Source organism: Marinobacter sp. SS13-12 (assembly GCF_030227115.1).
Lineage (GTDB): Bacteria > Pseudomonadota > Gammaproteobacteria > Pseudomonadales > Oleiphilaceae > Marinobacter.
Map to the genome: position 1 here is coordinate 150,402 of NZ_JASSUA010000004.1, position 21,055 is coordinate 171,456.

General features: G+C 58.6%; 22 protein-coding genes. 10 read left to right on the plus strand and 12 right to left on the minus strand.

Translation table 11 applies throughout. The features are described from left to right. Positions 1-6 precede the first annotated feature (6 nt). From QPL94_RS18785 to bamJ, 3 genes are all read left to right on the plus strand, one after another. The gene (locus tag QPL94_RS18785) at positions 7-540 is read left to right on the plus strand and encodes a TIGR02444 family protein (protein ID WP_285359458.1); all 534 of its coding nucleotides are present in this window, start codon (positions 7-9) and stop codon (positions 538-540) included. Next, positions 534-920: a DUF4124 domain-containing protein gene (locus QPL94_RS18790; RefSeq protein ID WP_285359459.1), complete on the plus strand. Its 387-nt coding sequence runs from the start codon at positions 534-536 to the stop codon at positions 918-920. Before QPL94_RS18785 ends, QPL94_RS18790 begins: the two co-directional genes overlap by 7 nt. Positions 921-1,031: 111 nt before the next feature. Then, entirely contained in the window at positions 1,032-1,742 is a 711-nt protein-coding gene (gene bamJ / locus QPL94_RS18795) for a BamJ family beta-barrel-assembly machinery protein (RefSeq protein WP_285359460.1), read from the plus strand. A gap of 66 nt (positions 1,743-1,808) precedes the next feature. Here bamJ and rsd read toward each other — a convergent pair whose 3' ends face one another. Continuing rightward, positions 1,809-2,291: a sigma D regulator gene (gene rsd / locus QPL94_RS18800; RefSeq protein ID WP_285359461.1), complete on the minus strand. Its 483-nt coding sequence runs from the start codon at positions 2,289-2,291 to the stop codon at positions 1,809-1,811. Positions 2,292-2,383: 92 nt separating this feature from the next. Beyond that, the gene (locus QPL94_RS18805; protein WP_285359462.1) at positions 2,384-2,890 is read right to left on the minus strand and encodes a disulfide bond formation protein B; all 507 of its coding nucleotides are present in this window, start codon (positions 2,888-2,890) and stop codon (positions 2,384-2,386) included. Between the two features lie 162 nt (positions 2,891-3,052). Here QPL94_RS18805 and QPL94_RS18810 point away from each other — a divergent pair, with 162 nt between their 5' ends. Next, the gene (locus QPL94_RS18810; RefSeq protein ID WP_285359463.1) at positions 3,053-3,502 is read left to right on the plus strand and encodes a flagellar basal body-associated FliL family protein; all 450 of its coding nucleotides are present in this window, start codon (positions 3,053-3,055) and stop codon (positions 3,500-3,502) included. Between the two features lie 22 nt (positions 3,503-3,524). Here the strand turns inward: QPL94_RS18810 and rmf are convergent, their stop codons facing one another. The 4 genes from rmf to QPL94_RS18830 form a co-directional block, all read right to left on the minus strand. Next, entirely contained in the window at positions 3,525-3,737 is a 213-nt protein-coding gene (gene rmf / locus QPL94_RS18815) for a ribosome modulation factor (protein ID WP_285359464.1), read from the minus strand. 127 nt (positions 3,738-3,864) lie between these two features. Further along, complete coding sequence (gshA, locus tag QPL94_RS18820; RefSeq protein ID WP_285359465.1) at positions 3,865-5,418, minus strand: glutamate--cysteine ligase; 1,554 nt, start codon at positions 5,416-5,418, stop codon at positions 3,865-3,867. Positions 5,419-5,486: 68 nt separating this feature from the next. Further along, positions 5,487-7,829, minus strand: a complete 2,343-nt coding sequence (locus QPL94_RS18825; RefSeq protein WP_285359466.1) for a Tex family protein — start codon at positions 7,827-7,829, stop codon at positions 5,487-5,489. A gap of 47 nt (positions 7,830-7,876) precedes the next feature. Next, positions 7,877-9,613, minus strand: a complete 1,737-nt coding sequence (locus tag QPL94_RS18830) for an EAL domain-containing protein (RefSeq protein ID WP_285359467.1) — start codon at positions 9,611-9,613, stop codon at positions 7,877-7,879. Between the two features lie 143 nt (positions 9,614-9,756). Here QPL94_RS18830 and rep point away from each other — a divergent pair, with 143 nt between their 5' ends. The 3 genes from rep to QPL94_RS18845 all read left to right on the plus strand — a co-directional run bounded on the left by rep (position 9,757) and on the right by QPL94_RS18845 (position 14,720). Beyond that, positions 9,757-11,775, plus strand: a complete 2,019-nt coding sequence (gene rep, locus QPL94_RS18835) for a DNA helicase Rep (protein WP_285359468.1) — start codon at positions 9,757-9,759, stop codon at positions 11,773-11,775. A 107-nt stretch (positions 11,776-11,882) separates the two neighbouring features. After that, the gene (locus QPL94_RS18840; protein ID WP_285359469.1) at positions 11,883-14,144 is read left to right on the plus strand and encodes a galactose oxidase early set domain-containing protein; all 2,262 of its coding nucleotides are present in this window, start codon (positions 11,883-11,885) and stop codon (positions 14,142-14,144) included. A gap of 9 nt (positions 14,145-14,153) precedes the next feature. Next, positions 14,154-14,720, plus strand: a complete 567-nt coding sequence (locus QPL94_RS18845; protein WP_285359470.1) for a hypothetical protein — start codon at positions 14,154-14,156, stop codon at positions 14,718-14,720. 78 nt (positions 14,721-14,798) lie between these two features. On the opposite strand, the gene QPL94_RS18850 is transcribed toward QPL94_RS18845, so the two are convergent. Continuing rightward, positions 14,799-15,212 carry a c-type cytochrome gene (locus QPL94_RS18850; protein ID WP_285359471.1) on the minus strand — a complete coding sequence of 138 codons (414 nt, stop codon included), beginning with the start codon at positions 15,210-15,212 and terminating at the stop codon, positions 14,799-14,801. Between the two features lie 194 nt (positions 15,213-15,406). On the opposite strand from QPL94_RS18850, the gene QPL94_RS18855 reads away from it, so the two are divergent. Both QPL94_RS18855 and QPL94_RS18860 read left to right on the plus strand, forming a co-directional pair. Next, positions 15,407-15,745, plus strand: coding sequence for a hypothetical protein (locus QPL94_RS18855; RefSeq protein WP_285359472.1), 339 nt, complete (start codon positions 15,407-15,409; stop codon positions 15,743-15,745). Positions 15,746-15,755: 10 nt separating this feature from the next. Next, positions 15,756-16,868 carry a phospholipase A gene (locus QPL94_RS18860; RefSeq protein WP_285359473.1) on the plus strand — a complete coding sequence of 371 codons (1,113 nt, stop codon included), beginning with the start codon at positions 15,756-15,758 and terminating at the stop codon, positions 16,866-16,868. A 144-nt stretch (positions 16,869-17,012) separates the two neighbouring features. On the opposite strand, the gene QPL94_RS18865 is transcribed toward QPL94_RS18860, so the two are convergent. From QPL94_RS18865 to QPL94_RS18885, 5 genes are all read right to left on the minus strand, one after another. Further along, positions 17,013-18,371, minus strand: a complete 1,359-nt coding sequence (locus QPL94_RS18865; protein ID WP_285359578.1) for a phosphohexomutase domain-containing protein — start codon at positions 18,369-18,371, stop codon at positions 17,013-17,015. A 12-nt stretch (positions 18,372-18,383) separates the two neighbouring features. After that, complete coding sequence (gene bfr / locus QPL94_RS18870) at positions 18,384-18,860, minus strand: bacterioferritin (RefSeq protein WP_137437032.1); 477 nt, start codon at positions 18,858-18,860, stop codon at positions 18,384-18,386. Between the two features lie 98 nt (positions 18,861-18,958). After that, entirely contained in the window at positions 18,959-19,165 is a 207-nt protein-coding gene (locus QPL94_RS18875; protein ID WP_137437031.1) for a bacterioferritin-associated ferredoxin, read from the minus strand. Positions 19,166-19,273: 108 nt separating this feature from the next. Next, on the minus strand, positions 19,274-20,005 hold the full coding sequence (locus tag QPL94_RS18880) for an LrgB family protein (protein ID WP_285359474.1): 732 nt from the start codon (positions 20,003-20,005) through the stop codon (positions 19,274-19,276). Further along, positions 19,998-20,357 carry a CidA/LrgA family protein gene (locus QPL94_RS18885; protein ID WP_285359475.1) on the minus strand — a complete coding sequence of 120 codons (360 nt, stop codon included), beginning with the start codon at positions 20,355-20,357 and terminating at the stop codon, positions 19,998-20,000. The genes QPL94_RS18880 and QPL94_RS18885 overlap by 8 nt, the downstream gene beginning before the upstream one ends. Before the next feature lie 68 nt (positions 20,358-20,425). Here QPL94_RS18885 and QPL94_RS18890 point away from each other — a divergent pair, with 68 nt between their 5' ends. Then, a complete protein-coding gene (locus QPL94_RS18890; RefSeq protein ID WP_285359476.1) occupies positions 20,426-20,968 on the plus strand; it encodes a YaeQ family protein in 543 nt (180 codons plus the stop codon). Positions 20,969-21,055: the final 87 nt, after the last annotated feature.

The window sequence follows — 21,055 nt, forward strand, 5'->3', positions numbered from 1 at the left end:
TGCCCCATGTCGTGTAGTAGCGGGAGCAAGATACCTGAGGATGCTGATCCGGAAAACCCGTTATGGCATTTTGCCTGCCGATTCTGGGAATCTCCCCGGGCACAGGAAATGTGTCTGGAGCTGCAGAGCCGGGGCTGGAGTGTTACCCGGATTCTATGCGCGATCTGGCTTGCGTCCTCTGGCTACAGATTTACCGGCCGGGAGAGTCGCTCGGTAACAGACTGGCGAAGCCAGGTTACCGGGCCACTCAGGTCTGCGAGAAAATACATAACGAAAACCAACCCTCACACTGCTATGGTGAGGGAATGCATAGCCCGCAGCGAACTTGAAGCAGAGCGGGTAGAGCTGGCGCTGGCCTATCAGGCCCTGGTTTCAGACACAAATACAGGCTCCAGCGAGGAACCCACGGCCAGTCTGGCCCGGAATAACCTTCTTGCTGCAGCACCGGAGGGTAACATGGATAACGGGACCGGCAGACTGCTGGACACACTCGCCAGAGAACTGTCAATACTCGCAAAGGGAGATAACGGGCCATGTTGATGAAATGGCTGATCCGGCTGGCGTTTCCCGCACTGGGCGTTCTTGTTGCGTTAATGTTCTTTGGTCTTAACGACCCCGCGGAAACGTCATCCAAGCCTGCAGAAACAGAAGCAAATGTGGACATTCCCTCGTTCGAGGGGCTGGTCCCTTCTCCCGTGCCCACTGAGGGACCGGATATCGTTTTCAAGTGGCAGGACAGCGACGGGAGCTGGCATTACGCCGACAAACCTCCAGCCCAGGGTCCATGGAATGCCCTGGCCATAGAACGGACAGACAACAAAACCCTGGGACCACCAGCCTCCGACCCGGATACCGACTGGCAGTCGCCCTACCGGGCGCCGTTCTCGCTATCTCCGAACACCGCCAACAACGGCAGTTAACGCTGCCGTTACCCCTCCCTTAACACATGTTCAGTGGCATCTGGCGACAGAACCCGTTACCTTCTGTGCGTTCGTAATCATTCAACAGTAACCACAATGAAGGAACAGGCAATGAACAAAACCCTGATCGCACTGGCCGTTGCCGGCGCCCTGGTCGGCTGCTCTTCACCACAGGATGCGGCCCCGGAAAATCCCGCACTGGAATCCACCGATGAAAAGGTCAGCTATGGCATGGGCCTGGTGATGGGCGAGCGGATGGGCAACGATCTGCCAGATCTGCAGATGGACCAGTTCCTGCAGGGCATCCAGCATGGCCACGCCGGCGATGAAGAGCAGACGCGCATGAGCCGGGAAGAAATCCAGGAGGCCCTGATGGCCTACCAGACCCAGTTGCAGGAGCAGGAGTCAGCCCAGACAGAAGAGCTGGCCCAAAAGAACCGTGAGGCAGGGGAAGAATTCCTGGCCGAGAACGCAGAGCGTGATGGTGTTGAAACCACCGATTCTGGCCTGCAGTACGAAATACTGGAAGAAGGCAACGGCGAGAAGCCGAGTGTAGATGACCGGGTCCAGGTTCACTACACCGGCGAGCTGATTTCAGGAGAGGTGTTCGACAGCTCCCGCGAGCGCGGCGAACCGGTTACCTTCGGCCTGAACCAGGTTATTCCGGGTTGGACTGAGGGCCTGCAACTGATGTCCGAGGGCAGCAGGGCCAAGCTCTATATTCCGGCGGATCTGGCCTACGGACCCGGTGGCAACCAGAGGATCGGGCCAAACGAGACCCTGGTGTTTGACGTGGAACTGCTGGAAATCAATCCGGAATAATCACGTCTGCCCTGCGCTTCCCCCGCTTCACCATGTGATGCCGGGGGAAGCCATCAAGCGTGCCATTCAGGCAGACGACATGACCTTCTCTGCGTGGGCATTGTGAAGGTGTTCAATGAGGTAATCTTCCATTTCAAAACGACTTTCCAGGGTTTCCCCCAGTTCTGAAAGCTGCTCGAACAACTCGCGGACCTCAGCTTCCGTCAGCGACTGGCCATTGAGACGATCATTAAAGTTCAATGCCGTTTCCGTCGTTTGTTCAATCTTCGGATACAGCCTTGCCGCCAGCTCCAGACCGCCATCATTGAATTCCCTGGCTTCCTGTACCAACTGATCGTATATCTCGAAGTGCCCTGCCGATACGTAATCCACCAGCACTTCGCAGAGCCTGACGAACTTCGCATGCAATGCGTCTGTCTGGGAGTAATCCGCGGTGCCGGACAAATCGCAATAGTGCACCAGCAACTCCTGCCTTTCTTTCAGCCAACGGTCGATCAGTTCGCTGACACCACCCCAACGCTCCCTGGCATTACGGCAATTATCCAACATGAGGTCTATCTCCGGTTACCGGGTTCTGGTTTGATTCTTCTTGTTGTGTCGAGTCTCAAGTTACCCCATGCTGACGGTCCGTCGCAACCGTTTCAGCCCTGTATCCAGCCAGACTTTTTCCCGGGCCGGAACAGCATGATCAGACCAATGATCACCAGCAGAGTAAAAAAGATGGCGGTCCACCCGGGAATACTGAGCCCGAGGAAACGCCAGGTCACTTCGGCGCAATCGCCAGTCCCCCTGAGCGCAGTGGTCAGCACCTCCATCCAGGGCAGAACGTCAAGCATATACTCCACCGACGGGCCGCAGGCCGGAACCTGGTCAGCAGGCAGGCTCTGCAACCAGAGCTGACGCCCCGCTACCCCAAGACCGGCCCCGGCACTCACCGCCAGAAAAAAACCATAGACTCTGATCCCGAATCCCCGGGGGCCGTGCAGCGCCGCCAGCAGGCTGACCAGGCCCGCGGCCATAAATCCGAACCGCTGCAACCAGCACAACGGGCAAGGCTCCAGCCCCATGACATGTTCCATGTAGAAGGCCACGCCAAGCAGGCCGGCACAAAGCAGGAATATCAGGAAAAAAACGGCTCTGGAAGTCAAATGTGTACCTCTGATCAACATTCATGTCAGACAGTTCGTCCCGCCGATGTGGCGGGACCAGCAGATGCTGCAACCCTGCATCGACCCTGCTATTCTCCCAGCATCGGTGGTGCCTGCAGGCGCCCAGCCACTTAACCTTAAACCAATACGAACTTCAAGCCTATGACACTTAAGCCAAAGCATCTTTTGCTGACTCTGCTGATGGCCCTGCCCCTGGCCTCCATCACCTTTGCCCAGGAAGACGAGGAAGCCGAGCAGGAAGAGCTGCAGGAGGAAGAGCCGGGAATAACCGACTACATTGAAATGGACCCTCCCTTCGTGACTCACGTGGGTGAGCCGGGCACCAGGCTGACCTACCTCAAGGCGGCCGTCACCATACGGGCTTCCAGGGAAACCACGCGCCCGGCGGTAGAAGCCCACATGCCCAGGCTGCGCCACGAGCTGGTGATGCTGTTCGGAGAGCAGACGGATACTGACCGGCTATCTGGAAATGAAGGACAGCAGGCGCTGCGAGAGGAAGCTGCAAGTCGAATTAATGCGGTACTGGAAGAGCAACAAACCGGCGAAAGCATCACCGGCGTGTTATTTACCGAGTTTGTGGTGCAGAAGTAACCACGAGGAAGTGCGGCGAGAGTCAGGCAATGCGGGAGAACAGGTCATCGACGGGCTGCGCCTCTCTGGCCACCTGTTCGGCGTCTTCCCAGCCTGCTTCCCAGGCAGCAATCACCACGTCACCGCGGTACGGACAACGATTGCGATCCATTCCCATGGAGGCCGCCATGTAGCCCTGGCGATAGGCCTTGTTCAGGGACTCCACATCCCATCCCAGCTTGATGTCTCTGGCCATGTCGGTTCTCCGTTTACCTGCCCGGCCACCCTCGGACGGTGGCCTTCTGTTTACAGAAATTAACAGCGCCGGCAGAGCCTGACAAACTTTTGTTACATTTCTGTGCGACAGGTCCGGAACTTCCACGTCAGGAACGCAGGTACTGCTCCAGGAAATCGCCAAAGGGCTGGTTATCACCTTGCTCCATGGCAGCCTGTTCCGAAAGAGACTCCTTGCTCATTTGCTCGAACGCCGCCATCACTTCATCCGGCAGGCCTTCGTCCCGCAACGTCTGCTGGTGGCGCCTGGACACCTCCAGCCCCCACTCGCGGTGCCCCATACCGGAACTTTCCATGGCTTCCAGCACCCTTGCCGAGGGAACCCGAAGCGGATCCTCCAACTTGGCTCTCTGGTCACCCAGGGCGCGGCGGTAGGTTTGGTCACCATTCCAGCCGTCCAACTGTTCCGCCAGCAGCGCCAGTCGGTCCAGCAAAGCCCTGGCCGCATCATCGACAGCGACCGGCTCACCGGCACGACACAGGGTAAGTTTCGGGTCCCTGCCCCTGGCCACCACATCCTGGTAGTTGTCGTCCAGCCGGTCACACTCGTCATCGTCAATGCGCGGGCTGTCGGACAGCAGGCAATCCAGCAGGAACAGATCGAGGAAATCGACCTGGCTTTCGTTGACCCCGACCGGGGAGAACGGGTCGAGATCCAGGCAACGCACCTCAATGTATTCCACGCCACGGGATTCCAGGGCCTGAATCGGCTTCTCCTCGCGCTCGGTGGTACGTTTGGGGCGTACGGCACTGTAGTACTCATTCTCGATCTGCAGCACGCTGGTGTTGATCTGGATAAACTCGCCATCACGCCGGATGCCGATCTCTTCATAGGGCGGCCACGGCGTGTGAATCGCCCGGTAAAGGGTGTCCGTGTAGGTCTTCAGTTCGTTGAAACAGATATTCAGCGAGGCCTGGGCATTATTGTGATAGCCCAGATCTCCCATGCGCAGGGATGTGGCGTCCCGGCGGTACCAGGTGTCGTCTCGGAAACGGGCAAGGTCGTGACGCACCCCCTTCACAAAGCTGGCATCCAGTGCCGGCGACGCCCCGAACAGTAACATCAGCAGCCAGCTGCGGCGGCGGAAGTTGCGAATCAGCCAGAAGTACTGGTCCGATTTGAAATCCTGAAGGCTTTGCTGGTTGCCAACCGCCTGCTGCCACAGGTTCCAGAAGCTGTCCGGCAGGGACAGATTGTAATGGGCACCGGCAATGCTCTGCATCATGCGGCCATAACGCACTGCCAGGCCCTGACGGTAAACGTGCTTGAGGCGCCCGATGTTGGAGGTACCGTACTCGGCAATGGGAATACTTGCGTCGCCATCCAGCTCACAAGGCATGCTGGCAGACCAGAACACCTCATCACCCAGATTATGCTGAACGAACCGGTGTATGTCCCGCAGGGAGTCAAGCATGCCCCGGGTGGTGTCGAACACTGGCGTGATCAGTTCCAGCAGAGCCTCGGAGTAGTCCGTGGTGACCCGTGGATGGGTCAGCGCGGAGCCGAGGGAGCGTGGATGCGGAGTCTGAGCAATAAAGCCGTTGCGATCGACCCGCAGGCCTTCTTTTTCCACGCCCTTCCTGAACCCTGTCCACTGACTGGCAGTGAACTGCTGAAAAAGCTGATGGCGGGATTCACCCATGAATGACTCCTGCTGGGATCACGGCCGGGATCACCGGCCGTCATCAGAATAATGTGTAACGGCGCGGGTTAACGGCCGTCTTTACGGGCAGATGCCAGCGCCTGTGCCAGTGCTCCGGCCATGGCACCCTTCTGCGGGCTTTCCGCGCCCTTCTGGCGATCGTTCCTGGCGGAAGGCTTGCCACTGCCATCCCTGCGGTTACCACCGGAACCGGCACGATGGTCGGCTTTCTCACCAGGCTGGTCATCCATACGCATGGAAAGCGCAATCCGCTTTCTCGGGATGTCCACGTCCATCACCTTGACCTTGACGATATCCCCCGCCTTGACCACCTCCCTCGGGTCTTTGACAAAGGTATTGGACAGGGCGGAAATATGCACAAGTCCGTCCTGGTGAACGCCGATATCCACGAACGCCCCGAAGTTGGTGACGTTGGTGACAGACCCTTCCAGCACCATGCCCGGTTTCAGGTCGTTCAGCGTTTCCACTCCTTCCTCAAAGCTGGCAAAGCGGAATTCCGGGCGCGGGTCCCGACCCGGCTTTTCCAGTTCCGTAATAATATCCTTTATGGTGGGCAGACCAAACTGCTCGGTGACGTAATCCTGCGGTTTCAGTGACCGCAGGAAGGCAGCATCGCCAATAATGCCCTCAACCTTGCGGTTGTTCTTGCGGGCAATGGCCTCAACCACGCCATAGGCCTCCGGGTGAACCGACGAACGGTCCAGCGGGTTGTCGCCACTGACAATGCGCAGGAAGCCGGCCGCCTGCTCGAAGGTACGGTCCCCCAGCCGCGACACTTTAAGCAACTGCTTGCGATCACGGAATACGCCATTCTGGTTACGGAAATCGACGATGTTCTGGGCAATGCTCTGATTCAGGCCCGACACCCGTGCCAGCAGCGGAATGGAGGCCGTATTCAGGTCCACGCCAACACCGTTAACACAGTCTTCCACCACCGCATCCAGGCTGCGGGCCAGCTGCACCTGTGAGACATCGTGCTGGTACTGCCCGACACCGATGGACTTGGGTTCGATCTTGACCATTTCCGCCAGCGGGTCCTGCAGGCGGCGGGCAATCGACACCGCGCCACGGATGGTCACATCCAGGTCCGGCAGCTCGCGGGAGGCAAACTCGGAGGCGGAATAGATGGAAGCGCCGGACTCACTGACCACAATGCGTGCCAGTTTCAGTTCCGGGTAACGCTTGCACAGGTCCGCCACCAGCTTTTCGGTCTCACGGGAAGCGGTGCCGTTGCCGATGGCAACAAGTTCAATGCGGTACTCGCGACACCATTTGGCCAGTTGCTCAATGGACTGGTCCCACTGGTTGCGCGGCGCATGGGGGAAAATGCCACCATGCCCCACCACCTGGCCGGTACCATCGATAATGGCGACTTTCACGCCGGTGCGCAGGCCAGGGTCCAGCCCCAGGGTCGGGCGCTGGCCGGCGGGCGCCAACAGCAACAGGTCCTTGAGATTGGCGGCAAACACGTTGATAGCTTCGGTTTCCGCCGCTTCCCGCACCTGGGCCATCAGGTCGGTTTCAATCTGGGTAGACAGCTTTACCCGCCAGGTCCAGCGCACCACTTCCGACAGCCAGCGGTCGGCAGCGCGGCCGTTGTCTCGAACGCGCCAGCGAGCGGCAATCCGCTGCTCAGCGGGATGCGGCTGTCGGCGGTCGTCTTCGGCATCGCCCACCACAATGGAATAGGTCAGCACCCCTTCGTTGCGGCCGCGAAGGATGGCCAGGGCACGATGGGAAGGCACTTTTTTCAGTGGCTCGACATGGTCGAAGTAGTCGCGGAACTTGGCGCCCTCGTTCTCCTTGCCGGCCACCACGGTGACCTTGAGCTGGCCCTGCTGCCAGATGAAATCACGCAGCTCACCCAGCAGCTCCGCGTCCTCGGCAAACCGTTCCATGAGGATATAACGGGCGCCATCGAGAGCGGCCTTGGCGTCGGTGATACCGGCTTCTTCGTTCAGGTAGCCTTCCGCTGTCTGCTCGGGCTCCAGGGTGGGATCGTCATAAAGCGCATCCGCCAGGGGCTCCAACCCTGCCTCACGGGCAATCTGGGCCTTGGTACGACGCTTCGGTTTGTAGGGAAGATAAAGGTCTTCCAGGCGGTTCTTGGTATCCGCCGCATCGATGCTGGCACGCAGCTCATCGGTCAGCTTGCCCTGCTCCTCAATGCTATTGAGGATGGTGGAGCGGCGGTCATCCAGTTCCCGCAGATAGCGCAGGCGTTCTTCCAGGTTGCGCAACTGGCTGTCGTCCAGCGAACCGGTGACTTCCTTGCGGTAGCGGGCAATAAAGGGGACGGTGGCGCCACCGTCCAGCATTTCCACGGTGGCATTAACCTGCTGTTCACGAACACCCAGTTCGTCAGCAATGCGCCTGATGATACTGTTCATGCAACCTCATCTGATGCTTACGAGTCAAAGCGCAAAGGTACAGCGGCTTATTGCTGCAGGCAAGCAGAGCGGCTCCGGTTGTCCAGGAATTGAACAAGATCATTCCAGGGCATGGGGCGGGCGTAGTAGTAACCCTGGATTTCATCACAGTGGTGCTGACGCAGGAATTCCAGTTGTCCTTCGGTTTCCACGCCCTCTGCGACCACACTGATCTGCAGGCTGTGGGCCAGGCTGATGATGGCGCGAATAATGTGTTCGGCATCCGCCGAATGTCCCAGCTCCTGTACGAAGGACTTGTCGATTTTGACCAGAGAGATGGGCAGATGCTGGAGATTGCTGAGGGAGGAGAAACCGGTACCGAAGTCATCAAGGGCAAAGCTGATACCCAACTGGTTGAGCTCCCGAAGGCAACGCTGGGCGTATTCCGGGTCATGCATCATGGCGCTTTCGGTGAGTTCCAGTTCCAGCAGGCTGGTATCCACATTGGCATTGAAGATAATGCGGAAAATGGTTTCCGTCATCTTGCGGTCATGAAACTGGCGGAACGAGAGATTGACGGCAAATACCAGCCCGGGATGCCCCAGCTCGGAAGATTCCTGCAGGCGCTTGCAGGCCTGCTCGATTACCCAGTAGCCAATGGGTACGATCAACCCGCTACGCTCCGCCACCGGAATAAACTCATCCGGGCCCACCAGCCCCCGCTCCGGATGATTCCACCGCAACAGGCATTCCACACCGCGAACTTCCTCGGACGCCAGGTCAATCCGCGGCTGATAGTAGACTTCCAGTTCGTTGCCCCGCAGGGCATTGCGGAGATCCGCCTCCAGGCGTAACTGGTAGCCTGCCGTAATGTGCAACTGGCGATCGTAAAAACGGTAGCTGGTGCCGGGATCGCGTTTGGCCTCGAACATGGCGCGGTTGGCCCGGCGCATCAGGTTCTCCGGGCTTTCGCCGGCCTCGGGATAGGTGGCAACCCCAAGGCTGGCGCTGACCACCACGTTCTGGCCATCGATGCTCAGTGGCTCACCGATCGCGTTCACGATCTTGCGGATAATCTGGGTGATATCCAGTGAGTCTTCCACTTTCTCGACAATGATCGCGAACTCATCGCCACCAATACGCATCAGCGAATCCATGCGCCGCAGGTTCAGCCGCAGGCGCTCCGCCAGTTTGAGCATGATCTGGTCGCTTTTCTGGTAGCCGAAGGATTCATTGAAACTGCGAAAATCGTCGAGGTTGATGTGCAGCAGGGCGAGCCGCTGACTGGCGCGCTCTGCCCGCAACAAGGCCTGCTGCAGGCGGTCGAAAAACAGATCGCGATTGATAAATCCGCTGGCGACTTCTCTGCCCAACTGGCCATGGGAGTACTCGGCCAACTGTTCCCGGTACCAGAGGCACCGAACTGCCCGGCAAAGGCCCCACCGATCGAGCCCCTGGCGACACAGGTAATCCGCGGCACCATTGGAATACAGGCCTGGCGCCCGCTCTGCGGCCGGCTCCGCACTCATGGCCAGCACCGGCTTTTCATTACTGGACGCAGACAGGTATTGCAGGAAAGCATCTTCGGAACCACCATGAAACACGCAGTCCCAGAGGATGACATCAAAGTGGGTGTTGTGAATCAGGTCGTCGCAGTCAATCAGATCCGGACACCAGGTCAGATCAGGCTCCAATTCCCTGTCTTCTGCCAGCATGGCCCCCAGCCACAAAAAATCCGAGTACTCGGGTGTCAGTACCAACAGGCGCACATGGCCGGAATTAAACGATTTTACTGCCAGGGTCATCAACAAGCGTCCCGTTGCTGGTGAGCAAACATCTCCGTTTCCTCAAGAATAGCTGATAGATCCTCAAGGTACAGGAAGTCTGGCTGGTGTAGAATAACCGCTTCCCGAGTTAACCCCTCAAATTCCGATTTGGCGCCCATATTGTGAACATGCTCAACCCCCGACAGAGTGAAGCCGTCCGGTACGCGGATGGCCCCATGTTGGTACTGGCCGGTGCCGGCAGCGGCAAAACCAGCGTGATTACCCGCAAGGTTGCGTACCTGATCGAGCACCTGGGCATTCCCGGGCGACACATTGCCGCAGTCACCTTTACCAACAAGGCCGCCCGGGAAATGAAAGAACGGGTCGGGCGGCTGGTGGATCGCAAGCTGACCCGGGGGCTGATTGTGTCCACCTTTCACAACCTGGGGCTCAACATGATCCGGGAGGAGCACGAGCACCTGGGCTATCATCCCGGTTTTTCCATTTTTGACGCGGAAGACGCCAAGGCACTGCTGCAGGATCTGATGATGCGGGAGGCCAGTGCGGATGCCGGCGATGAACTGTCCGACGTGCAGATGACCATCTCGTCGTGGAAAAACGCCATGCGCAGCCCCCAGGACGCCTGGAGCCGGGCCGCGGATGAGCGGGAGCAACGCATTGCCATTATCTACCGGTATTACAACGAATACCTGAAGGCCTACAACGCCGTTGATTTCGATGACCTTATCCTGCTGCCGGTGCAACTGTTTCGCGACAATCCGGAGGTGCTGCAGAAATGGCGCCGGAAGATCCGCTACATGCTGGTGGATGAATACCAGGATACCAACCTCTGCCAGTATGAAATGGTGAAGCTGTTGGTAGCAGAGCGCGCTGCCTTCACCGTGGTAGGCGATGACGACCAGTCCATCTACGCCTGGCGCGGCGCCAGGCCGGAGAACCTGGCGCAACTGAAGGAAGACTTCCCGAGCCTGAAGATCGTCAAGCTGGAGCAGAACTACCGCTCCACCGCCCGCATCCTGCGTTGCGCCAACACGGTCATCGCCAACAATCCCCACGTGTTCGAGAAAGCCCTGTGGAGCGACCACACCATCGGGGATGAATTGCGCATCGTCCGTTGCCGCAACGAAGATGCGGAAGCCGAGCGTGTGGCCACGGAAATCCTCGACCAGAAGCTCAAGAAAGGCCAGGCCTTCCGGGATTTCGCCGTGCTTTACCGGGGCAATCATCAGGCACGCCTGCTGGAGATGAAGCTGCAGGCCTACCAGATTCCCTACCGCATCTCCGGCGGCCAGTCGTTTTTCTCCAAGAACGAGATCAAGGACGCCATGTCCTACCTGCGCCTGCTGGTGAACCCGGATGACAACGCCGCCTTCCTGCGGGTGGTCAACGTACCACGCCGGGAGATCGGCCCCCGCACCCTGGAGCAGCTCAGCCATTACGCCCGCTCCCGCGATGTCAGCCTGTTCCGCGCCCTGGGCGATATGGGTGCTGAAACCCATGTCACGGAAAAGGGGCTCGACCGCCTGCGCCGCTTTGCCCACTGGGTAGACAACACCTGTGCGCGCCTGCTTAGCGAAGACCCGATTCCCGTGATCAAGCAGCTGTTTACCGACATTGAATACGAGGAATGGCTACACCTGCATTCCGGCTCACCGAAACAGGCGGAGCGGCGGATGGAGAACATCTGGTACCTGGTGGAATCCATCAAGCGCATGCTGGACGATGGCAAGGGCACGGCCGACGAGATGGGCATCGAGGATGCCATCAGCCGGCTGATCCTGCGGGACATGATGGAACAGCAGGAAGAGGAAGATGACAGCGACAAGGTTCAGTTGCTGACCCTGCACGCCTCCAAAGGCCTGGAATTTCCCCATGTGTTCATCCTGGGCCTGGAAGAAGAAATCCTGCCCCACCGCTCCAGCATCGAGGAAGGCAATATCGAGGAAGAGCGGCGGCTGATGTACGTAGGCATCACCCGGGCCCGGGAAACCCTCACCCTCACCTACGCCGCCCAGCGCAAACAATACGGCGAAAAACTGGAAACCATCCCCAGCCGCTTCCTGGATGAGCTGCCGGAAGACGACCTGCGCTGGGAGGGTACCGGTGATCTTGATGTGGAAGCCAACCAGAAGAAGGGCAAGGCCACGCTGAGCGCACTTCTTGGCGACCTCGGAACATGAATACAATTTAATGTTTTATGCCTGCATCTCCCGACTGTTTTGTCCCGTTGTTGATTCGGGAGGCTCTGCCTCCCCGAGTCCAAAACAACAACACACGGGAGATCAATATGTCTCGAAACGAGATAACCCATACCTGGAACCTTGCCCTGGCCGCGGGATCCGCCATCCTGCTTACCACTGCGTTACCGTCCTCAGCGGGGCTGCTATCGACACTGACCGGGAGCTCTGACACAACAGAAGCCGAGCCCACCGATGATGCCGCCTCAAAAGGTCGCTTCAGCGCACCCTTTGCGGAGCCAACCATCATTGTGGACGGCGAGGCCGTCGAAACCAGCGAAAAATGCATCACCCGGTCCGACGGCATGCTCGAGTGCAAACCCGCAGCGGGCACCATCGCCCTGCTGGAAGACGACCGCCTGCTTTACCTGAATGCCCTGGAGGGCACGGAGAACGTAGAGCTTTCGATAGTGGCGGAGTTTGGCGAAGTCTCTGTCAACGACCAGACAAGGGTGTTGTCACTGGGCGAGAACGACACGCCAACCTGGCTGAAGCCCGACCCACTGCGCGCCGGCGCCAACCCCGACGGTAACGACAGCGAAACCCTGCTCAATGGCACCGAACTGGATGGTGTGATCGACACCGCCGACAACACCAGCAAGAATGACGGTGCCCTGTTCTGCTCCGACGTGGTTGGCCTCGCTGACGGACGGGTTATGGCCGTTGGTGGTACCGACTATTATTCAGAACCCGGGATTGATGGCCTGCCCCTGGGCGCGGCGGAACTGGAAGGCATCAAGAATTCCCGGATCTTCGATGAGGAGACCAACACCTGGACCCAGAGTGGCGACATGAATTATGGCCGCTGGTACCCGTCTCTTGTCACGCTGGGCAACGGCGACATCTTTGTCGCCAGTGGTGTCACCAAACTGCTGAAGCCAGTGTATCCGGAAGACCCCCTCAATTCCGGCCGCAACGTGGTCCAGACGGAAACCTACGACCCCTGCGCAGGTACCTGGGCGCAAAACCCCTCCACCGCAGATCGTTCACTGCCGCTCTATCCGCGCATGCACCTGCTGCCCAACGGCCATGTGCTCTATAACGCCGGTGGCCAGGCCTTCAACCCGTTTGGTCAGGGCTACGACCAGGCCTTGTGGAACATCGTTGCCAGCTATAACCCGGACAACCAGAGCTGGACAGACATCGGCTATGCCGGACTGCCGCTGCGGCTGGACGAAATCGGTCTTGCAGAGCTCAGCAGCACGCTGAACGTGACCAATGTTTCCCTGGAACAGAGCACATCATTACTCGGCGGCGTGCTGCAGTCCCCCACTGACCTGCTGACCGCAGCCAGTGACCTGGGGCTGGATGAAGACACCCTGAAAACTGCCATCGCCGGCGGCATGCGGGGGTCCACTTCCTCTACCATGCTGCCACTCAAGCCTGATGAAAACGGTGACTATACAGATATTGAGTTGCTCACCGCGGGGGGCGTACCCAGTTACGCGCTGCTCACCAATCCCGGCGGCTACCTGCCCACGGACCAGAGCCGCATTGATCGTATCAGCACCAACGGTGACCAGATTGAATACGGGTCCCGTCTTACCGGCTCTCTCAATCAGCCACGCTGGTATGGCACCAACGTGGTGATGCCCGACGGCAGCGTGATGGTGTTCAGTGGCGGCAATCGCGATGGCGTAGTCGGGCCGGGCCTGGAGGGGCCAATCATGACCGCCGAGCGGTTCGACCCGGAAACCTCAACCTGGACGGAAATGGCCGCGGCCAATCGCCCGCGCACCTACCACAATACCGCCCTGCTGATGGCAGACGGCCGGGTCATGATCGCCGGCCATGCACCGATCAATACCGCCTACCTGTCACACATCAACCTGGAAGACTTTGGCCTGGCACCCAATGCCGGCCGTGACCCCAGCTTCGAGATCTACACACCTCCCTATGCGATGAGGGACGACCGCCCGCAGATTACCAGCGCGCCGGAAGACCTGACGGTTGACGAGGACTTCTGGATCCAGGTGGACCAGGCCGAGGAGATCGACAAGGTGCTGCTGATTCGCCGCACGGTGATGACGCACCTCATTGATGGTGACCAGCGCGCCATTGAGCTCCCGGTACAGGCTCGCAACGGCCGCAACCTTCGCCTGACAATGCCTGAGACCCACAATGTTGTGCCAGCAGGCAAGTACATGCTGTTTGTCAGCAAAGACACCGCCGACGGTAGAGTGCCATCCGTTTCAGCGCCCATCACGGTGATCAATAACGCCCTGCAATGCATGGCAGAGACCCATACGGCCACCTCCGATACTTCGTCTGACGATGACGACTCATCCGGCAGCCTGTTGGGCCTGCTCTGAGGCTATGACATGACAATGAGCTTCAACAACGACATGCGTTCGAAAAAGCATCTGTCCGGACTGTTGCTCTGCGTGTTGACCCTGTTAGCCTCCGGGCTGGCAGGGGCTCACGGAGCGCCAGAGGCCGAGAACATACCTTCGCAGCGGCTTACCGCCAGCATAGAACGGACGCCGCGAATTAACGGCTTCACTGCCATGATCATCGACGCCCCAAGGCCCGCCATTCTGGTGACCTACCGTGGTGAGGAAACCGCGATGATCCAGGGAACGGAAGGAGAGCCCTTTCTCCGGTTTACCAGTCAACAGGTGATGGCGAACACTCACAGCGCGAGTTGGCACAAACTGGCTGATAATCAACCGGGGGAAGGAAGGGATCACGACATCGCACCCGGAGAAACCAACTGGGTGGAAGTGTCGGGCTCCGGCAGTTACGCCTGGCTGGACCCGCGACTGAATGGCGAGCTGTTGCAGCACGCCGGCGACCGCACTGGCGCGGCCTGGTCTATCCCGGTGGTCAGTGCCTCCGCCGGCACCACTGCGGTCGCCGGGCGGATAACGTCAATCCCTGTTCGATAGTGTTATGCCGCTCACCGGACCGCACAAAAAAGCCCCGCAATGCGGGGCTTCTCGGTTCAGATGTGACGCAGCGACAGGTTATTCGCTCTGTTCGACCATATATTCGACCGCCACCTGAATTTCCTCGTCAGAGCAGCTGGAACAACCACCCTTCGCTGGCATGGCGTTGAAACCGTTGATGGCGTGATCAACCAGTGTCTCAAGCCCCTTGCCGATTCGATCGCCCCAGGCACCCGAGTCGCCCACTATCGGTGCACCGGCTGCGCCGGAGGCGTGACAGGCTGCACAAGCGGCGTCATAGACTTCATTACCGGCGCGAGGTTCAGAGCTGGCCGACGCAGCAGGCGCTGACTCCTGTCCGCAATCTTCTCCCTGTACACATACGTCACCGACCGGAGCGATACGGGCGCGGATTTCATCTTCAACGTTGGCCATTACGGCACCTGTTGTCAGGCCGAAGCCAAGCAGTACGGCAGCCAGGACTCTCTTCATCTTCACAATGCACCTCGCAATTGGGCGTTATAATAATCAGTTGTCGCATTATAGCGATTGCGGCGGGGCAAAAAAACCAAAGTGCAAAATGAACGTGCCGTTTCAATCGGATTCGTTGCCATTTCGTAAGTCAGAAGGCCCTGCCCGCTTATTCCGGGTACCATACACAAAACAGAGTCCGAAGGTCGGAATTTATGCCTGATGCGAACCAATCGCAACCCCATTCCTGGCGCAAACCGCTGCTGATCACAGAGTTCACAGCGCTTGCCGTATTGCTGGCGTCCATGGGATGGTTTTCCAGCCGCACCGAGAGCGGGGCCGAGCTCAGCCCCGCCTGGCTGTTGATCCCTGCCGCTGCAAGTCTGGTCGTGTTTATCTGCTTTATCGGCCTGATGTATTTACGCTGGGTGGTGGCTGCAGCTGCGGAGCGCAGAACCCGGCACAAGATTGTCTTTTCACTGCTGGTGATGACCCTGCTTGGGGTCTGGGCCTACGGTATCGCCAATACATGGATCAGTCTTTCCACTGCATAAGGACAGCGCAATGCCAGCCAGCCATAGCTTACCCTCCCTCCTCGCCAATGGTTTCGCCCTTTGTCTGTGCGCCGCCCCACTGGCAAGTGCAGAAGAAACCCAGACGCAAGCAGAGCAGCGTTTCGAGGACGTGTCACCAGAAGAGTGCGCCCTGATTGAGGACGGTATCCAGCGGCTGGCCTGTTATGATGCCATCACTGATCCCGACGAAGCCCGGGCGCGGGCGCCAGAGGATAAGCTCGATGCCATCTCCGAGTCCGTCGCGGCACCGGAGGAAAAGGAATCGGAAGCCGGCGAAGAGGGCGACTCCGGGGTAATGTCAGAATTGGTGAATCGCTACGCGGAGGCCGAGAAAGCCATTTTTTCTTTCTCTGGCAGTTTCGTTGGCCACCGGCCGATGTACATTCTGCCTTTCAGCTACATGAAAGGTGCGAACCGGGAACCCACCAGCCCCAGGCTGGGTAACGCTCGCTATGACTACGGTATCGATAACCAGGAGTCGAAGTACCAGATCAGTTTCAAGGTTCCGCTACTCACTGGCTGGCTGGATAACCGCACAACACTCTGGTTCGGTTACACCCAGAGGTCGTTCTGGCAGGTTTTTAACACGGATGATTCCGCGCCGTTCCGGGAAACCAATTTCGAGCCGGAGATCTTCCTGCGGCAGTCGTTAAACTATGACATCGGTCCGGGCACCCTCAATGGTGTCACACTGGGGCTTAATCATGAGTCCAATGGCCAGTCGGAGCCTCGCTCCCGTAGCTGGAACCGCATCATGGGCTCAGCAGCCTATAGCTATAACCGCTGGCTGTTCATGGTGCAGCCCTGGTACCGGCTGCCGGACAGTGAGGATGACAATGCGGATATCGAGCGTTATCTGGGGCATGCCAATTATCTGGCCATCTACAAGTGGTCGGAGGACCGGACGCTGTCACTGACGTTGCAGAACAATCTGCGTTCTGACAATAACAAAACGTCGATTGAGCTGGGTTACAGTTTTCCGATGGGGGATACGGTCAAGGGCTATGTTCAGTACTTCAACGGGTACGGTGAGAGTCTGATTGATTACAATGAGCGGATTCAGCGGATTGGCATCGGGATTATGCTGAACGACTGGCTTTGAATTTTTGGTGCAAGACCGGTCGGAGCGGATACCCGTGTCAGAAACACGCTCAAGCACATCCATGTGGCGCTTGAGCTCCGCCATCCATGGCTCCGCACAGTTTCTGACACGGGTATCCGCCCCGACCGGCCCCAGAATACTGGGTTAGCCTTCCTCGTTTAGCCTTTGCATTTCTGCCAGCAACTCTGCCGTTTTTTCCTTCATCAACGGAATATCCCCCCTCGACTCCACATTCAGGCGAACCACCGGTTCGGTATTGGACATCCGCAGGTTGAAACGCCAGTCGTCGAATTCGATGCTTGCGCCGTCAACGTGTGAGACGTTTTTGGCACCCACGCTGTATTTAGCTTCGATGGCAGCGATGACCTTTGGAGGGTCGGCGATGGTGCGGTTGATTTCGCCGCTGGCGGGGTAGGCTTCGATGCGGGCGTCGATGAGGGATGACAAGGTCTGTCCGGACTGGCACAGGCGTTCGGCCACCAGCAGCCAGGGGATCATGCCGCTGTCGCAGTAGGCGAAGTCGCGGAAGTAGTGGTGGGCGCTCATTTCGCCGCCGTATACCGCGTCTTCATCACGCATGCGCTGTTTGATGAAGGCGTGGCCGGTTTTGCTTTCGATGGCTTCGCCGCCGGCGGCTTTGACCAGGTCGATGGTGTTCCAGGTCAGCCTTGGGTCGTGGATGACCTTGCCGCCGCCGGTTTTGCGGAGGAACTGGTCTGCCAGCAGGCCGACAATGTAGTAGCCCTCGATGAAGCGGCCGTTTTCGTCGAAGAAGAAGCAGCGGTCGTAGTCGCCATCCCAGGCGATGCCCATGGCGGCGCCGTACTCGATGACGGCTTCCGAGGTAACGGCGCGGTTTTCTTCCAGGATGGGATTGGGGACGCCGTTGGGGAAGTGGCCGTCGGCCTCATGGTGCACTTTGACGAAATCAAACGGCAGGTGCTGTTCCAGCTCATCGATAATCAGACCCGCTCCCCCATTGCCGGCGTTGACCACGATGGTCTTCGGCTTGAGTGACCCGGCATCCACGTAGCCCAGCAGGTGGTCTATGTAGGCGGTGGTGACTTCCCAGGGTTCGTAGCGGCCCTGCTCCGGCGCGTCGGCAAAGGGCTCCGGCACCCGGTCGCGGATGTTGTTCAGGCCGTTGTCGGAGCTGATCGGGCGTGAGTCCGGACCCACCATTTTCATGCCGTTGTGGTCCCGCGGGTTGTGGCTCGCGGTGACCATGATGCCGCCGTCCATTTTGTAATGACTGGTGGCGAAGTAGACCATCTCGGTGCCGCACAGGCCGATATCGAAAACATCGGCACCAGCAGCCATCAGGCCGGAACTCAGGGCGTCGGCGATCTCGGGGCTGGAAAGGCGGATGTCGTACCCGACGATCACTCGCTTCGCTCCCGTCACTTCCACGTAGGCGCGGCCGATGCGCTCGGCCAGTTGCGGGTTGAGCTGATCCGGCACGCGGCCGCGCAGATCATAGGCTTTAAAGCAGGACAGATCCATTGTCACGGTGGTTTACTCCGCTGCGGAAGACTGAAGTTGAATATAGTTCTGAATGCCCATCTTGCCGATCATGTCGAGCTGGGTTTCGAGCCAGTCGATGTGCTCTTCCTCGCTGTCCAGAATACTGCGGAAGAGTTCGCGGCTGGTGAAATCCTGAACCTGCTCGCAATAAATGACGGCTTCCTTGAGATCCTTGTGGGCGATCATTTCCAGCTTGAGGTCGCAGGAGATCATCTCCTCGACGTTCTCGCCGATCATCAGCTTGTTCAGGTCCTGCAGGTTCGGCAGCCCTTCCAGAAACAGGATGCGTTCGATCAGCTGATCCGCGTGCTTCATTTCGTCGATGGATTCTTCGTATTCCTTGTCCGCCAGTTTGGTGATGCCCCAGTCCTTGTACATGCGGGAGTGGAGAAAATACTGGTTGATAGCGGTGAGCTCGTTGGCGAGCACTTTATTCAGGAACTGAATGACTTTCTTGTCGCCTTTCATGACGGGTCTCCATGCTTGAGTGTGCAATCCCTACAAGGATAGCCCCTCAGCCGGGGAGAAAAAATCACAAATAGGAAATGATTGCAGCAAACGCCGGGTCAGGCAGGCTGGGCAAGCATGTTTGCCATGGCCAGATAATCCGGTGCACGGCTTTCACGGAGGATTTCCCGGGCGGTGCAGGCGCAGCGGCCACACTGGGTTCCGACGCCCAGTTCCCGGCCAAGCTGGCGCATGGAACTGATGCCGTTGTCGGCAGCTTCACGGATTTCTCGGTCTGTTACACCATGGCAAAGGCAAACGTACATAGGGGTTACTCACGGGGCCGATGAAAGGTACTGATAATTATTGTCATTTGCATGCGGCTTTGCAAGCTCTGCGCGCGTTTTTTGTGCAATTAAATGTATCAGTACGCCTCAAATGCCCGTAAGTCGGAATGCCAGCGGCAGGATCAGGGCGGTAAAGATGCCCGTCAGACCCATCCCCAGTGAAGCAAAGGCGCCTGCGGTGGGGCCTATTTCGAACGCCCTTGCCGTACCGAGGGCATGGCCGTTCAGTCCCAATGCAAAACCGAGGATGCGCTGGTCAGTAATGGAGAGCCAGCGGGAGATCAGGTCCACAAACAGCGTGGCCAGCATGCCGGTAATCAGCAGCCCGCCCATCATCAGGGACACAGAGCCGCCCAGTTGCTCAGTGATGCCAATGGCAATGGGTGCCGTCACCGACTTCGGCGCCAGTGATGCCAGCACTTCCTCCGAGGCCCCCAGCGAGGCGGCGATCACCACGGCATACACCGCGGCCATCGTGGCCGCCACTGGCAGGGTGAACAGAATGGGGCGCCACAACGCCCGGATATGATGCATCTGCTGGTACAGTGGCACACCCAGCGCCACCGTGGCCGGCCCCAGCAGGACCGTTAACCATTGCGAGCCTTCGCGATATTCTGCGTAATCCATCGTCAGAATCGCGATCATCCCGCTGACCAGCATGGCTGAGATCAGGATTGGCGGCAGCCACACCGGTTGGTTCAATAGCCTGAAAATGCGGTTACCGGCAAAAAATGCCCCTAACGTCAGCACAATCGCCAATGCCGGGCTGGTCGAAAGCAGGCCCAGCAATTCCTGGAAGCGGCCGGACAATTCACTCATGGCCGCCAGCCTCCGGGCCACTGAAACGCTGCATCAGCCATAGCGTCGTGAGTACGCTCAGCAGGGTGCCCGCGGCCAGCGCGACACCAATGGCCAACCATTGGCCCGCAAACTCCTCGGCCACAAAAAACACACCCACTACACCGGGCATAATCAGCAACACCAGCACCGAAATCAGCGCCTGACTAGCCCCGGCAAGGCTGTCACTGATGGACCCCCTGGCCATCAGCAACAGGGTGAGCAGGATCATTCCGATAACGCCACCACTGACTGGTAAAGCCAGCAGCACCCTGAGGACCTCACCAGCGATAAAGAACACCGTCAAAACCAGAAAACCGTACAACATCGACATGGCTGTTGCTTCTCTACTGGATATTTGATTTACACTAGCACCCTGGCCACACCAATGCAGGAAGCTCAATGGCGCTCAAGGCAACCATCTTTAAGGCGACACTGAACATCGCCGACATGGACAGGCACTACTACGCTGACCATCACCTCACCATCGCCCGCCATCCGTCGGAGACCGACGAGCGCATGATGATACGCCTGCTGGCCTTCATACTGAACGCCAGTGACAGCCTGGAATTTACCAAGGGTATCAGCACGGACGACGAACCGGACCTGTGGCAGAAAAGCCTGAGCGACGAGATCGAGCTCTGGATCGAGCTTGGCCTGCCGGATGAAAGCCGCCTTCGTAAAGCCTGCAACCGCTCCGATCAGGTGATTCTGTACACCTACGGCGGCCGCGCCGTGCCCCTGTGGTGGGATAAACACCAGGGCAAACTGACCCGGTTCAACAACCTCACCATCATCAATCTGCCGCCGGAAGCCACTGAGCCACTCGCCGCCCTGTCTGAGCGCGGCATGAACCTGCAGTGCACCATCCAGGACGGCACCGTGAATATCGGCAATGAGGAAACCCTCGTCAGCCTGACCCCCGAGCCTCTCTACCCCGCCTGAAAAAATTGGCCTTCCGGGTCTACCAGAACAAAGCAGTTTACGTTAAGGTAAACTTTAGCCGATTTTGACCGGAGCCGCACCAGGTTC

Excerpts from the sequence above, each read along its gene's own strand:
- QPL94_RS18785 (WP_285359458.1), top strand. The coding sequence starts at position 7 with ATGTCGTGTAGTAGCGGGAGCAAGATACCTGAGGATGCTGATCCGGAA.
- QPL94_RS18790 (WP_285359459.1), top strand. The coding sequence starts at position 534 with ATGTTGATGAAATGGCTGATCCGGCTGGCGTTTCCCGCACTGGGCGTT.
- bamJ (WP_285359460.1), top strand. The coding sequence starts at position 1,032 with ATGAACAAAACCCTGATCGCACTGGCCGTTGCCGGCGCCCTGGTCGGC.
- rsd (WP_285359461.1), bottom strand. The coding sequence starts at position 2,291 with ATGTTGGATAATTGCCGTAATGCCAGGGAGCGTTGGGGTGGTGTCAGC.
- QPL94_RS18810 (WP_285359463.1), top strand. The coding sequence starts at position 3,053 with ATGACACTTAAGCCAAAGCATCTTTTGCTGACTCTGCTGATGGCCCTG.
- rmf (WP_285359464.1), bottom strand. The coding sequence starts at position 3,737 with ATGGCCAGAGACATCAAGCTGGGATGGGATGTGGAGTCCCTGAACAAG.
- gshA (WP_285359465.1), bottom strand. The coding sequence starts at position 5,418 with ATGGGTGAATCCCGCCATCAGCTTTTTCAGCAGTTCACTGCCAGTCAG.
- QPL94_RS18825 (WP_285359466.1), bottom strand. The coding sequence starts at position 7,829 with ATGAACAGTATCATCAGGCGCATTGCTGACGAACTGGGTGTTCGTGAA.
- QPL94_RS18830 (WP_285359467.1), bottom strand. The coding sequence starts at position 9,613 with ATGACCCTGGCAGTAAAATCGTTTAATTCCGGCCATGTGCGCCTGTTG.
- QPL94_RS18840 (WP_285359469.1), top strand. The coding sequence starts at position 11,883 with ATGTCTCGAAACGAGATAACCCATACCTGGAACCTTGCCCTGGCCGCG.
- QPL94_RS18845 (WP_285359470.1), top strand. The coding sequence starts at position 14,154 with ATGACAATGAGCTTCAACAACGACATGCGTTCGAAAAAGCATCTGTCC.
- QPL94_RS18850 (WP_285359471.1), bottom strand. The coding sequence starts at position 15,212 with ATGAAGAGAGTCCTGGCTGCCGTACTGCTTGGCTTCGGCCTGACAACA.
- QPL94_RS18855 (WP_285359472.1), top strand. The coding sequence starts at position 15,407 with ATGCCTGATGCGAACCAATCGCAACCCCATTCCTGGCGCAAACCGCTG.
- QPL94_RS18860 (WP_285359473.1), top strand. The coding sequence starts at position 15,756 with ATGCCAGCCAGCCATAGCTTACCCTCCCTCCTCGCCAATGGTTTCGCC.
- QPL94_RS18865 (WP_285359578.1), bottom strand. The coding sequence starts at position 18,371 with ATGGATCTGTCCTGCTTTAAAGCCTATGATCTGCGCGGCCGCGTGCCG.
- bfr (WP_137437032.1), bottom strand. The coding sequence starts at position 18,860 with ATGAAAGGCGACAAGAAAGTCATTCAGTTCCTGAATAAAGTGCTCGCC.
- QPL94_RS18875 (WP_137437031.1), bottom strand. The coding sequence starts at position 19,165 with ATGTACGTTTGCCTTTGCCATGGTGTAACAGACCGAGAAATCCGTGAA.
- QPL94_RS18880 (WP_285359474.1), bottom strand. The coding sequence starts at position 20,005 with ATGAGTGAATTGTCCGGCCGCTTCCAGGAATTGCTGGGCCTGCTTTCG.
- QPL94_RS18885 (WP_285359475.1), bottom strand. The coding sequence starts at position 20,357 with ATGTCGATGTTGTACGGTTTTCTGGTTTTGACGGTGTTCTTTATCGCT.
- QPL94_RS18890 (WP_285359476.1), top strand. The coding sequence starts at position 20,426 with ATGGCGCTCAAGGCAACCATCTTTAAGGCGACACTGAACATCGCCGAC.